The sequence below is a fragment of the Streptomyces sp. NPDC090088 genome, from assembly GCF_044747345.1.
Classification (GTDB): Bacteria; Actinomycetota; Actinomycetes; order Streptomycetales; family Streptomycetaceae; genus Streptomyces.
Genome location: NZ_JBIVDZ010000005.1, coordinates 518,847 through 532,437, shown reverse-complemented (window position 1 = coordinate 532,437; position 13,591 = coordinate 518,847). Strand labels below are relative to the sequence as shown.

Below are 13,591 nucleotides of genomic sequence, written 5' to 3'. Positions count from 1 at the left end.
GACCCCATGCCCTGGCGACCAGAGACGGCCGGTCAGCGGTGGGCGGGGGCCTCGGCCGGGGCGAAGGCGCCTCCGGGGACGGCGGCGAGGAGTTGCCGGGTGTACGGGTGCGCCGGGCGGGCGAAGATGCCGCGGACGTCACCGGACTCGACGACCTGTCCGTCCCGCATCACCAGGACCCGGTCGCTGACGTGGTGGACCACCCCCAGGTCGTGGGAGATGAACAGCAGGGCCACTCCGGTCTCGGCACGCAGGTCGTCCAGCAGGTCGAGGATCTGGGCCTGGACCGAGACGTCCAGCGCGGAGACGGGTTCGTCGCAGACGAGGACGTCGGGGGCGGGCGCCAGGGCGCGGGCGATGGCGACGCGCTGGCGCTGGCCGCCGGAGAGGTCGCGGGTGCGGCGCGTCAGCACCGAGGCGGGAAGGCCCACTTGGTCGAGGAGTGCGGTCACCCGGGCCCGGCGCCTCCGTCCGCGGCGTACGCCGGTGAGGGCGACCGCCTCCCCGATCACCCGCTCCACGTCGTAGCGGGGGTCGAAGGAGCCGAGCGGGTCCTGCTGGACGGCCTGGACCCGGCGGCGCAGCGGGCGGCGCGCTCGCTCGGGGACGTCGCTCCAGGGGAAGCCGTCGAAGGTGACGGTGCCCTCGTCGGGTTCGGTGAGGCCCAGCAGGATGCGGGCGACCGTGGTCTTGCCGGAGCCGGACTCCCCGACGATGCCCAGGGTCTCGCCCGGGTGCAGGGTCAGGGAGACGTCGCGGACGGCGTGGTAGGCCGTGCCGTCGGGGGCGCGGTAGCGCTTGGTGAGGTGTTCGGCCACGATCAGCGGCGCGCCGGGGTCGCGGTCGGACGGTGCTGCGGAGCGGGGCGCCGGCGGCGGGCCGGGGGCGGTGTCCGATGGCGCCCCGGAGAGGGGGGCCGGTGTCGGCGCCGGGTCCTCGGGGGCCGGGGCGGGCCGGGGAACCAGGATCGTGTCGGCGGCGCCCGGCCGGGGTGTCCCGGTGAATGGGTGGTGGCACACACTGCCCTCCGCGTCGCGTTCGGGGAGCGCGGTGCGGCAGTCGTCATCGGCCCAGGGGCAGCGTGCGGCGTAGGCGCAGCCCTCCGGTCCCGCCGGGGTGCCGGAGGGCAGGGCGGTCGAGAGCCGGGTGCCCTTGGCGTGGGTGGCCGGGACGGCGTCCAGCAGAGCCCTGGTGTAGGGGTGCCGGGGGGCTTTCAGCACCCTGTCGGCGGGCCCCTGTTCGACGATCCGGCCGGCGTACATGACGGCCACCCGGTCGGCTATGCCGGCGACCACCGAGAGGTCGTGGCTGATCAGGAGCAGGGCGGTGCCGTCACCGCGCAGTTTCCGCAGCAGGGCGAGGACCTGGGCCTGCACGGTGACGTCGAGGGCGGTGGTCGGTTCGTCGGCGATCAGCAGGTCGGGGCCCGCGGCGACGGCGGAGGCGATGAGGGCGCGCTGGCGGAGGCCGCCGGAGAGTTCGTGCGGATACTGGCGGGCGCGACGGGCGGGGTCGGGGACGCCGACGTCGTCCAGCAACGACAGGACGCGGGGCCGGAGTTCGGCTCGGGAGAGCAGCCGGTGGGTACGTAGTGGTTCGGCGATCTCGGCGCCGACGCGGCGCAGTGGGTCCAGGGAGACCAGGGCGTCCTGGAGGACGAGGCCGATGCGGCGGCCCCGGACCGACCGCCAGCCGGACTCCCGGAGGGTGCGCAGGTCGGTGCCGTCGAAGTCGAAGCGGCGGGCGGTGACCGAGGCGCCGTGTCCGGCGAGGCCGGCCAGGGAACGGGCGGTGACGCTCTTGCCGGATCCCGATTCGCCGACCAGGGCGAGGCATTCGCCGCGGCCGAGGGAGAGGGAGACGTCCCGGACTGCGTGCAGGGGGCCGAAGGACACGTCGAGTCCGTCGACGTCGATGAGGCTCATCCGTCGGTCCTCCGGGTGAAGCGGGCCTGCGCGCGGCGGCCCATGACGTTGACGGCGAGGGCGGTGACGGTGACGGCCGCGCCGGGGAAGACCCCGACCCACCAGGCGGTGGCGAGGAAGTTCCGGCCTTCGGAGAGCATGGTTCCCCATTCGGGCGAGGGCGGCTGCGGGCCCAGGCCGAGGAAGCTGAGTCCGGAGGCGGCGATCAGTGAGGAGCCGAAGCCGACAGTCGCGAGGACCAGCATCGGTCCCAGCGCGTTGGGCACGATGTGCCGCAGGACGAGCAGCGGGCGGCGCAGGCCGAGCACGGTGGCCGACTCGACGTATCCGGAGCGCCGGACGACCAGGGTCTCGGCGCGCACGATGCGGGCGTACCCGGGCGAGAACGCGACGGCGATGGCGATCGTGACGTTGACCGAGCCGGGGCCGAGGACGGTCACGGCGAGCAGGGCGAGCAGGATCGGCGGCAGGGCGAGGAGGATGTCGGCGAACCGCATCAGTGTCTGGTCGGCCCACCGGCCGCCGAGCGCGGCGGCGAGGCCGAGGACGGCTCCGCCGAGGATGGCGAGCAGGGTGGATCCGGCGCCCAGCAGCACGGAGGTGCGGGTGCCGTAGAGGACGCGGGTGAAGATGTCACGGCCGAGCTGATCGGTGCCGAACCAGTGGCCGGGGCCGGGGGCGGCCAGCGCGTGCGCGGGGTCGATCCGGATGGGCGAGGCCGAGGTGAACAGAGCGGGGAAGGCCGCGACGAGGGTGATGAGGAGCAGGGCCGCGGCGGCCGGCAGCGTGGCCGGGCGCAGGCCGCGGAGCCACGGCCTGCCGCGCGGGGCGCGGGCGCGGCGGGGCGCGTCGAGAGCGGTGGTGACAGCTGGGGTCGTGGTCGAGGGCATGGTCAACGGGTCCTGAGCCGGGGGTCGATGACGAGGTAGAGCAGGTCGATCACCAGGGACAGCAGTACGAACACGAACGCGGACAGCAGGACGAGTCCGATGACCAGGGGGATGTCCTTGTTGGTCGCGGCCTGGAGGGTGAGGGCGCCGATGCCGGGTCGGCCGAAGACCGTTTCGACGAGGACCGCGCCGCCGAGCAGTGACCCGGTGAGCCAGCCGGTGAGGGTGACCAGGGGTACGGCGGCGTGTCGCAGTGCGTGCCGCAGACGTACGGCGGTGACGCTCAGGCCCCTGGAGCGGGCGGTGACCGCGAACGGCTGGCCGAGGGCGGTCTCCAGGCCCTCGCGCAGCACCTGGGCCAGGACTCCGGCCAGGGACAGCGCGAGGGTGACGGCGGGGAGCACCAGGGACGCGAAGTCCTGGGCTCCCGCCACGGGGAAGAGCCGCAGCCGGAAGGAGAACGCCGTCAGCAGCAGGATGCCGGTCCAGTACGCGGGGGTGGACACGGCGAGCAGTTCGGCGAAGGAAGCCACGGCGCGCAGCGCCCGGTTGCGGCCGGCCGTCGCCACCGCGAGGGTGACGGCGGCGGTGACGGCCAGCAGCAGGGCGAACAGGGCGAGTTGCACCGTGGGCCACAGCTGCTCGGAGATGAGCCCCGAGACCGGCCGTTGGAGCTGGTAGGACTCGCCGAGGTCGCCACCGAGCAGGTTCCCCAGGTAGTGCAGGTACTGCTCGATCACCGGTCGGTCGAGTCCGTAGGTGCGGGTGATCTCCGCCCGCACCTCGGGGGTGGCCACGGTGCCGGGGCCGAGCATCACCGACACCGGGTCGCCGGGGATGAGCTGCAGTGTGAGGAACGCCAGGGTCGCGGCGCCCAGCATCACCGCCAGTGCGGCTGCCAGGCGCCCCGCGACCGCTCGGAGCAGGCCGGTCGGGCTCACTTGGCGATCCACGCGTCGTAGAAGTTGGCCCAGGTGTTCGGGTCGGTCTTCAGTCCGTGCACCTTGGCGGAGACGCCGAGGGTGGCGGTCCGCACGTACAGCGGGATCTCGGTGGCGAGGTCGATGACCTTCTTCTGGGTCTCGGCGTACAGCTTCGCGCGGGTGGTGGCGTCCAGGGTGGCCTGCGCCTGCTCGGTCCACTTGTCGATGTCGGCGTCCTTGTAGAAGGTCGCGTTCTGGCCGCCCTTGAGAGGTGAACTGGCGCTGTTGAAGTACAGGCGCAGCACGTCCGCGTCGTTGCGGGCCCAGCTGTAGTCGGCGATGCCCTCCTTGCCGCCGTACACCTTCTGGATGTAGGTGCCGATGTCGAGACGCGGTCGCTTGATCTCGACGCCGATCTTCTTCAGGTCGGCCTGGATGGCCTGCCCGAGGGTGTCGCGCTGTTCGCGGATGTACTCCTGCGGCATCAGCGGCCACTCGATGCTGAGGCGCTTGCCGTCCTTGGTGCGGTAGCCCTCGGAGTCCCGGCCGGTCCAGCCGGCCTTGTCCAGGTAGGCGTTGGCCTTGTCGGGGTCGTAACCCCAGCTGTTCTCGGTGGACTTGTCGTAGAACTGGGTGCTGGGGCTGATCGGGCTCCAGGCCCGCTTGTACACGCCGAAATAGACGCTCTTGACGGCGGTGTCGATGTCGATGCCGCTCTGGATGGCGCGGCGGACGTTGATGTCGTCGAGCGGTTTCTGGGTGGTGTTGAGGACCAGGGCGTAGTTGGCGCCGGGCGCGTCGGTGGTGATGGCCTGCAGCGACTGGTTCGCCTTGAGGGTCTTCACGTCGGCGGGCGGGATCGGGTCGGCGGCCTGCACCTGGCCGCTGGTGAGCGCGCCGACGCGGGTGGCGTCCTGGCTGAGGAAGCGGATGGTGAGCGTCTGGAGGTAGGCCGCTCCCTGGTGCGCGGCGGTGTCGGGGGCCCACTTGTAGTCGGGGTTGCGAGTGAGGGTGACGCTCTGGCCCTTGGTGTAGCTGGTGAACTTGAAGGGGCCGGTGCCGACGTCCGCCGCCCCGCCGGCGCTCAGCTTGCCGCCGTACTTCTTGATCGCGGCCGGGGAGTAGAAGCCCAGGTAGGGAGTACTGGCTGCCTGGAGGAAGGAGGCGACCGGCGAGGAGAAGGTCACCTTGACGGTGTGGTCGTCGACGACCGTCGTGCCCTTGTAGGGGCCGAGAAGGCTGGCGGCGTACTGCGACTTGGTGGCCGGGGCGACGATCCGGTCGAAGTTGGCCTTGACGGCCTCGGCGTTGAACGGGGTGCCGTCGTGGAAGGTGACGTCGTCGCGCAGGTGGAAGGTGAACGTCTTCAAGTCGCCGGAGACGGTCCACTTCTTGGCGAGCCAGGGGTGGAACGTGCCCTTGGCGTCCTGGTAGACGAGCGAGTCGAAGACGTTGCGCTGGATGTTGCCGGTGATGTCCTGCGGGCTGGCGTGGATGTCGAACGACACCGGTTCCGTGTCCACGGCGTAGGTCAGCGAGCCGCCACTGACCGGCTTGGCGGTGGCCGCCGCGTTCTGTCCGGCGCCGGTGCCGGCCGAAGAGGAGCAGGCGGCGAGGAACAGCGAGCCGACTGCGGTCAGGACGAGCGCTCTGGAGCGGTCGAAGGGCATGAGAGAGACTCCGGTGGGTCGCGGACGGACGCGCGGCGGGCATCGGCCGGCGCAGACGCCGGCCGATGCCAAGGACGGGGATGACCTGCGGGAACGTGGGGGATTGGTGATGAACGTAGTCGGGCCGTCCGTCCGGCAGGCCCCTAGCGAACCCCTACCCGACCCGTACGGGGTAGCGGGGCACCGAGCGCCGGTGCGCGATCCGCCAGCCCTTGGGGGTACGGACGAGGATGTCGAGGTAGTCGCCGTTGTGGACGTTGCCGTCGGGCAGCACCGCGAGGTAGCGGCTGCGGGCGCGGACGGTGCCCTCCGGGTCGGCCGGTTCGACGGAGAAGACGGTGTCGAGGGTGTGGTGGTCGGGCGACCGGTCACCGAGAGCGGTATTGAACTCCCTTATGGCCGCGAGGCCTTGGATCTCACGGCCGGGGCCGGCCAGGACGATCACCGCGTCCTCGGTGAACACCTCCTCCAGCGCCTCGGTGTCGCCGTTGTCGAAGACATGGGCGAAGTGGGCGAGCAGCCGTCGCAGTTCCTCCAGGTCGGTGGGGGTGAGGGTGGAGAGCAGGGACAAGACGGGCTCCTTCGGAGAACGCGGGGGACGTCAGAGGCGGGAGTCGGAGAGCTGCTGGATGATGCCGAGCCGGTCGGGCAGCACGGTGTAGCGGACCACCTGGCCGTCACGGATGGTCAGGGTGCTGATGCTGTGGCCGGTGAACGCTCTGCCGGAGGCGGGGACGCCGAACAGGGTTCCTGCCTGGATGCCCTGGATCCGCCAGAACACGATCACCCGGTCGGCCTCGGCGACCAGGTCGGTCACGGTGATCTTGAGATCCTTGACGTTGTCCCAAACCGACTGGGCGTGCAGGCGGAAGTCGTCGCGGGTACCGGTGCCGCCGGGGCCGACCCGGGTCTCGTCGGCGGCGTCGACGGCGACGATCTCCTCCAGGACGTCCAGTCGACGGCCGTCGACGAACTCCTCGAAGTAGCGGCGGGCGACGGTCTTGTTGCGCTCGATGTCGGACTGCTCGTTGCTGCTCATGGCGATGCGGGTCCTGTTCTGTGCGGGTGAGGGATCGGGGATGCGGGATCAGAGAGGTACGGACCTAGCGCGGCGGCGGGAGGATGCCTCCGTTGGCGCTCAGTCCGCCGTCGACCGGGACGGTCACCCCGGTGACGTACGAGGCGGCGGGCGAGGTGAGGAACCAGATGACCTCGGCCTGCTCGCGGGGGTCGGCCCAGCGGTGGACGGGGATCCGGCCGGTGATCAGCTCGGAGAAGCGCGGGTCGGCGATCTGGGCGGCGGTCAGCGCGGTGGCGGTGCCGCCCGGGGCGATGGCGTTGATCCGGATGTTCTCGGCGGCGTAGTCGATGGCGGTGCCGCGTACCAGGTTGATGACGGCGGCCTTGGTGGCGTTGTAGCCCCAGGTGCCGGGGTCACCGCGCAGGCCGGAGACGGAGGAGGTGGCGACGATCGCGCCGCCGCCCCCTGCCCGTAGGGCCGGCACGGCCGCCCGGATGCCGAGGGCGACCGAGCGGACGTTGACGGCCCAGAGACGGTCGAAGCGCTCGATCGCGCCGGGTGACTCCAGCGGGCCGGCGCCGCCGATGCCCGCGTTCAGGACGGCCGCGTCGAGTCGGCCGAACAGGTCCGTGGCGAGGCGGACGGCGGCGGTGTTGGTGTCCTCCTCGGACACGTCGCCGACCAGGGTGGCCACGCCGTCCAGCGTGTCCAGTTCGGCCAGGCCCTCCTTGTCCACGTCCACGGCGACCACGTGGTGGCCGCGCTCGGCGAACAGGCGGGCGGTGGCCGCGCCGATGCCGGACGCGGCGCCGGTGACCAGCGCGACCGGAGCGACCGGAGCGGCCGGAGCCTCGGGGGTGGTGTCGGACGTCATCGTCGGTGTCCCTTCGGTGAGGTGTTCTCGGGGTGCTCCAGTTCGCCGAGCCAGTCCCGCACCGCCCCGGCGGTGGTGGGGGTGTGCTCTTCGAGCAGGGTGAAGTGGTCGCCCGGCACGTCCCGGGGCTCGTGCGGGACGGGCCAGTAGGCGCGCCAGTCGTGGCGGCCGGTCGGGTCGATCACGGTGTGCCGCAGCGGGGTGTCGGCGCGCAGGGCGAGGGTGGGGGCGGTGAGGGCCTGCGGCTGCCAGGCGGCGAAGAGGTTGTTGTAGCCGCCCATGGCGGTCAGGCTGGCGTCGCTCCAGACCATGTCGTAGGCCTCGATGCGGTCGACCATGCCGGTGAGCATGGCGGTCATCCACCACTCCCCCATGCCTTCGCGGACGGCGCTGTCGATGGGATAGGCGTCGACCAGCACCAGCCCGTCCGGACCTCGCCCCTCGGACTCCAGTCGGGCGGCGACCGCGTTGGCCAGGCAGCCGCCCATGGAGCGGCCGAGGATCACGTACGGCCGGTCCTCGCCGACGGTGCGGCGGACCGTCTCGGCGTGCAGGGTCAGGAAGGCATCGAGGCTGTCGGGCAGCGGGTCGTCCGGGGCCCAGCCGGGCGACGGCAGCACGAACAGGTCGCGCTCTCCCTGGAACTCGTGGCCGAAGCGGGCGTATTCGTGCGGGCCGGAGATGGCGCTGAGCGCCGGGAAGCACACCACGGCGGTTCTGCCGTCTCCGTTGGCCAACTGGATTGGCGCCGCCCGGTGTTCGTCGCGCTGCTCGGCGGTGAACCGGGTGCGCAGCGCGGAGGCCACGCCGATCAGGGCGGAGGCGTCGGTGAACTTCGTCTCGGCGGCGAGCCTGCGGTAGAGGGTGGACAGCGGGTCGTCGGCGCCGGTCCGTCGGGCGTCCGGGGCGGCAGTCGCGGCGGGCCGTGCCTCCACCGTGCCGAGCAGGCCGTCGAGGTGTGCGGCGAGGTCGGCGGGCGTGGGGTGGTCGAAGGTGACAGTGGCGGGCAGGCGCAGTCCGGAGACGGAGGTGAGGCGGTTGCGCAGTTCCACGGCGGCCAGTGAGTCCAGGCCGAGGTCGTTGAACGGCGCGTCTGCGGCGACGGATTCGGGGCGCGCGGCGAGCACCGCGGCGGCCTCCTCGCGTACCAGCGTCAGGAGGATCTCGTGCCGCTCCTGTGGGCTCCGTCCGGCGAGCCGGGTGGTCAGGTCCGGTCCCCCGGCGGTGCGGTTCGCGGTGCGGCGGGAGGGGCGCACCAGGCCACGCAGCAAGGCGGGGACCGACTGGGCGTCCTTCACCACCGCCAGGTTCAGGGGAGCCGGTACCAGATGGGGGTGGGGCGATCCGGCCGAGCGGTCGAAGAGGTCGGTGCCCCGGTCGGTGGACAGGAGCCGCAGGCCCGCGCGCCGGGCCCGGCCGAGGTCGGCCCCGGTGAGATGCCCGGTGATGCCGCTCGGCTGCTCCCACTGGCCCCAGGCGAGGGAGTGGGCGGTGCGGCCCAGGGTGCGGCGGTGCGCGGCGAGGGCGTCCAGGAAGGTGTTGGCGGCGGCGTAGGAGCCCTGGCCGGGGCCGCCGAACAGGGCGGCGACCGACGAGTAGAGCACGAAGGCGTCCAGCGGCAGGTGGGCGGTCAGCTCGTGCAGATACCAGGCGCCGTCCGCCTTGGGCCGCAGCACCGTGTCGAGGCGGCCGGGGGTGAGGTCCCCGACGAGTCCGTCGTCGACCAGTCCGGCGGTGTGCACGACGGCGGTCAGCGGGTGTGCGGGATCGATGCCGGCGATCGCCGCCCTGAGTTGCTCGCGGTCGCCAGCGTCGGCGGCGATCACGCTCACCTGGGCGCCTTCTGCTGTGAGATGGTCCGCCAGCTCACCGGCGCCGGAAGCTCCGGGGCCGCCGCGGGAGAGCAGGAGCAGGTGGCGTATGCCGTGCCGGGTCACCAGATGGCGAGCCAGCGCGGCGCCGAGGGCGCCGGCCCCGCCGGTGATCAGGACGGTGCCCTCACGATTCCAGCGCGAGGGGTGCGCGGTCGAGGCGGCCTCGGCCGGGGAGTCCTCGGCGACGCGGTCGAGGCGGGGGACGTACGCGGTCCCCTCGCGCAGGGCGAACTGCGGCTCCCCGGCGGCCCGGGCGGCGGCGACGGCCGAGGGCAGGGCGCCGGTACTGGCCGGGTCATCGTCGGTGTCGACCAGGAGGATCCGGTCGGGCCGCTCGGCCTGGGCGGAGCGCAGCAGTCCCCAGACCGCCGCGGCGGGCAGGGCGGGCCGGTCGTCGTCCCGCACGGTTCGGGCACCGCGCACCACGGCCACCAGCTGATCGGGGCCAGGCGTGTCGTCGCGCAGTGTGTCCAGCGCCTCGGCGAGGGCCTCCCGCACCCGGCGCGGCACATCGACCGGGCCACCGGACGGGTCGGCGGCACGCCCACCCGGGTCGCCGGCCGGCCCGTCAACGGCACCGCCACTCGGGCCACCGGCGAGCACGTCAGCCGCACCGTCACCCAGGCCACCGGCTGTCTCCGTCTCGCCGAGGCGGACGGTCTCGGGAACGGCCACCGGACCGGCGGGCAGAGGCAGTTCGCGCCACGTCTCCCGGAACAGGGTGTCCGGGTCGGCGCTGCGGGCGACAGCCAGTTGGTCGGACGAGACCAGGCGGGCGTGCAGACCGGCCACCGCGGCGACAGGCGCGCCGGAGGAGTCGGCGAGATCGACGGCGAGGCTGTCGGGGCCGGTCCGGGTGAGGCGGACGCGCAGCGCGGTGGCGCCGTCGGCGAAGAGCCGGACCCCGGAGTAGGCGAACGGCAGCCTGCTGAAGCCCTCGGGCACGGTGGTCAGGTCGTGGTGCGCGGTGATGTGCACCGCGGAGTCGAGCAGGGCCGGGTGCAGACCGAAGCGGGCGGCGTCGGCGTGCTGCGGTTCGGGGAGTTCGACCTCGGCGTAGAAGCTCTCGCCGTCCCGCCAGGCGGCGCGCAGTCCGCGGAACGCCGGGCCGTACTCCAGCCCGGAGGCGGTGAGTTCCGCGTATACGTCGTCCACCGCGAGAGGGGTCGCGCCGGGCGGGGGCCAGGCGGTGAGCGCCACGCCGTCGGACGGGTCGCCGGGGGACGCGGCGACCAGGGTGCCGGTGGCGTTGCGGATCCATTCGCCGTCGGGGGTCCGGGAGCGGATGACGGCTTCGCGAGCGCCGTCCGGGCCGGTCCCGCCGACCTCGACCTGGATCCGCACCGCGCCGTGGGCGGGCAGCACCAGCGGTCCCTCGACGACGAGTTCGGCCACCACCTCGGTGCCGGTCTCCTCGCCGGCCCGGCGGGCCAGCTCCAGCAGCGCGGTGCCGGGGACGATGACGGTGCCCTGGACGGCGTGCCCTGCCAGCCAGGGGTGGGTGCGCAGCGAGAGGCTGCCGGTGAGCAGCACGCCGTCGCTGTCGGGCAGCGGCACGGCGGCCGCGAGCAGCGGATGGGCGACCGGTTCCAGGCCGAGTCCGGCGGGGCGGCCGCCGGTGCCGGGCTCCAGCCAGTAGCGGCGGTGCTGGAAGGCGTAGGTGGGCAGTTCGGTGCGGCGGGGGTGGTGGCCGGTGAAGAAGGCGGTCCAGTCGACGGGCCGGCCCCGGCCGTGCAGCCGGCCGAGCGCGGCCACCGCGGTGCCCGGTTCGGCGCGGTCGCGACGCAGCGCCGGGAGCGCGATGGCGTCCGGGAGGGTGGCGCGGACCAGTGCGGTGAGGGTGCCGTCGGGGCCGAGTTCGAGGTAGGTGCCGGTGCCGGCGGCGTCCAGGGCGCGGACCACGTCGGTGAAGCGGACGGCCCGGCGGACGTGCCGCACCCAGTACTCGGGGTCGGTGATCTCCTCGGCGGTGGCGATCCGGCCGGTGACGTCGGAGACCACGGGGATGCGCGGCGAGTGGTAGGTGAGGCCCTCCGCGACGCGGGCGAACTCGCCGAGCATGCCGTCCATGTGCGGGGAGTGGAAGGCGTGGCTCACGGTGAGGCGGCGGGTGCGGCGGCCGCGCTCGGTGAACCGGGCGGCGACGGCGAGGACGGCCTCCTCGTCGCCCGAGATCACCGTCGAGGACGGCGAGTTGACGGCTGCGACGTCCACCCGGCCTTCCAGACCCTCCAGTTCGGGCAGGATCTCCTCCTCGGTGGCCTCTACGGCCACCATGGCGCCGCCGCCCGGGAGTTCCTGCATCAGCCGGGCACGGGCGGCGACCAGGGCAGCGGCGTCGGGCAGGTCGAGCACCCCGGCGACGTGGGCGGCGGCGAGTTCGCCGATCGAGTGTCCGGCCAGATGATCGGGACGTACGCCCCACGACTCGTAGAGCCGGAAGAGGGCGACTTCCAGAGCGAACAGGGCAGGCTGGGTGTACCGGGTCTCGTCCAGGCCGTCGCCGGAGGCGGTCACCTCGGCGAGGGGTCGGTCCAGGTGCGGGGCGAGCGCGCCGGCAACGGCGTCGTAGGCGGCGGCGAAGGCGGGATAGGTGTCGTACAACTCCGTCCCCATCCCCTTGCGTTGGCTGCCCTGTCCCGTGAACAGCACGGCCAGCGAGCCGCCGTTCGCGGTGACGGTGTCGAGGGAGCCGCCCTCGGCGAGGTCGCGAAGAGCGGCGAGGAGTTCGGGCTCGTCCCCGGCGACCAGGACCGCGCGCTCCCCCAGAGGCGCGCGGGTGGTGAGCAGGGAGTAGGCGGTGTCGGCGGGGCGGGCCGGGTTGCGGGCCAGGTGGTCGCCGAGTCGCCCGGCCTGGGCGCGCAGGGCGTCGGGGGTGTGGGCGGTGAGGACGAACGGCAGCGGCTGGGAGGGCGGTTCGGGAGTCAGCGTCTGCTTCCCGGCACCTGCCGTGTCGGCGTCGGCCCACTCCGGGGCGGCGGAGGTGCGACCGGGGGTGACGGGGGCCTGCTCCGGTTCGGCGGCCGGGGCCTGCTCGATGATGACGTGGGCGTTGGTGCCGCTGGCGCCGAAGGCGGAGACGCCGGCCCGGCGGGGGCGGTCGTCCGGGGTGGCGGGCCAGGGTCGGGCCTCGGTCAGCAGCTCCACGTGGCCCGCGTTCCAGTCGACGTACGGGGTCGGCTCGTCGGCGTGCAGGGTGCGCGGCAGGACGCCGTACCGGATCGCCTGGACGATCTTGATGACGCCGGCCACCCCGGCCGCGGCCTGGGTGTGCCCGATGTTGGACTTCAGCGAGCCCAGATACAACGGCCGTCCGGCCTGGCGCTGTTGACCGTAGGTGGCGAGGATCGCCTGGGCCTCGATGGGGTCGCCGAGCGAGGTGCCGGTGCCGTGCGCCTCGACCACGTCGACGTCGGCGGAGCGCAGCCCGGCCGCGCCCAGGGCCTGGCGGATGACCCGCTGCTGGGAGGGGCCGTTGGGCGCGGTGAGGCCGTTGGAGGCGCCGTCCTGGTTGACGGCGGAACCCCGCAGCACGGCGAGCACCGGGTGGCCGAGCCGGCGGGCGTCGGAGAGCCGCTCCACCAGGAGCAGGCCGACGCCCTCCGCCCAGCCGGTGCCGTCGGCGCCCGCGCCGAACGCCTTGCACCGGCCGTCGGCGGACAGGCCGCGCTGGCGGGCGAACTCGACGAAGCCCTGCGGTGTGGACATCACGCTCACCCCGCCGGCCAGCGCCAGGTCGGACTCGCCGGAGCGCAGCGACTGGGCGGCCAGGTGCAGGGCGACCAGCGACGAGGAGCAGGCGGTGTCCACGGTGACCGCCGGACCCTCGAAGCCGAAGGTGTAGGAGATCCGGCCGGAGGCGACGCTGTCCAGGCCGCCGATGCCGAGGTAGCCCTCCAGTTCGGCGGGCGCGTCGTGGAGCCGGGGTGTGTAGTCGCCGCCTGCGATGCCCGCGAAGACCGCGGTCCGACTGCCCTTGAGGGCGCGGGGGTCGATCCCGGCGCGTTCGAAGGCCTCCCAGGCGGACTCCAGGAGGAGCCGGTGCTGGGGGTCGGTGGCCAGTGCCTCGCGCGGGGAGACGCCGAAGAACTCGGCGTCGAAGTCGCCGACGGTGTCGAGGAATCCGCCGTGGCGGGTGTAGGAGGTTCCGGTGCGTTCCGGGTCGGGATCGTAGACGGCGTCGATGTCCCAGCCCCGGTCGTCGGGGAACTCGGTGATCGCGTCGACACCGTCGTCGACGAGCTCCCAGAGGTCGTCCGGGGAGGCGACGCCGCCGGGCAGCCTGCAGGCCATGCCGATGACGGCGATCGGCTCGCGCAGGCTCTCCTCGACCTCCCGCAGCCGATTGTTGGCCTGCCTGGCGTCGGTGAGCGCGCGCTTCAGATAGTCGCGGAGCTGCTGCTCGGTGGCCATC

General features: G+C 73.4%; 7 protein-coding genes and 1 pseudogene. All 8 read right to left on the bottom strand.

Annotation, left to right across the window (positions count from 1 at the left end):
- Positions 1-32: 32 nt before the first annotated feature.
- Positions 33-1,925: a dipeptide ABC transporter ATP-binding protein gene (locus tag ACIPSJ_RS26190; protein WP_401349496.1), complete on the bottom strand. Its 1,893-nt coding sequence runs from the start codon at positions 1,923-1,925 to the stop codon at positions 33-35.
- Positions 1,922-2,815, bottom strand: coding sequence for an ABC transporter permease (locus tag ACIPSJ_RS26185; RefSeq protein ID WP_401349494.1), 894 nt, complete (start codon positions 2,813-2,815; stop codon positions 1,922-1,924). The genes ACIPSJ_RS26190 and ACIPSJ_RS26185 overlap by 4 nt, the downstream gene beginning before the upstream one ends.
- A 2-nt stretch (positions 2,816-2,817) precedes the next feature.
- On the bottom strand, positions 2,818-3,756 hold the full coding sequence (locus tag ACIPSJ_RS26180) for an ABC transporter permease (protein ID WP_401349492.1): 939 nt from the start codon (positions 3,754-3,756) through the stop codon (positions 2,818-2,820).
- A complete protein-coding gene (locus tag ACIPSJ_RS26175) occupies positions 3,753-5,408 on the bottom strand; it encodes an ABC transporter substrate-binding protein (protein WP_401349489.1) in 1,656 nt (551 codons plus the stop codon). The genes ACIPSJ_RS26180 and ACIPSJ_RS26175 overlap by 4 nt, the downstream gene beginning before the upstream one ends.
- Positions 5,409-5,562: 154 nt before the next feature.
- Complete coding sequence (locus ACIPSJ_RS26170; protein WP_401349487.1) at positions 5,563-5,979, bottom strand: nuclear transport factor 2 family protein; 417 nt, start codon at positions 5,977-5,979, stop codon at positions 5,563-5,565.
- 30 nt (positions 5,980-6,009) lie between these two features.
- Positions 6,010-6,447, bottom strand: a complete 438-nt coding sequence (locus tag ACIPSJ_RS26165; protein WP_401349484.1) for an ester cyclase — start codon at positions 6,445-6,447, stop codon at positions 6,010-6,012.
- A 64-nt stretch (positions 6,448-6,511) separates the two neighbouring features.
- Positions 6,512-7,303: an SDR family NAD(P)-dependent oxidoreductase gene (locus tag ACIPSJ_RS26160; protein ID WP_401349481.1), complete on the bottom strand. Its 792-nt coding sequence runs from the start codon at positions 7,301-7,303 to the stop codon at positions 6,512-6,514.
- Positions 7,300-13,584, bottom strand: a pseudogene (locus ACIPSJ_RS26155) (type I polyketide synthase); the annotation flags it as partial. The gene ACIPSJ_RS26160 and the pseudogene ACIPSJ_RS26155, both read right to left, overlap by 4 nt.
- Positions 13,585-13,591: the final 7 nt, after the last annotated feature.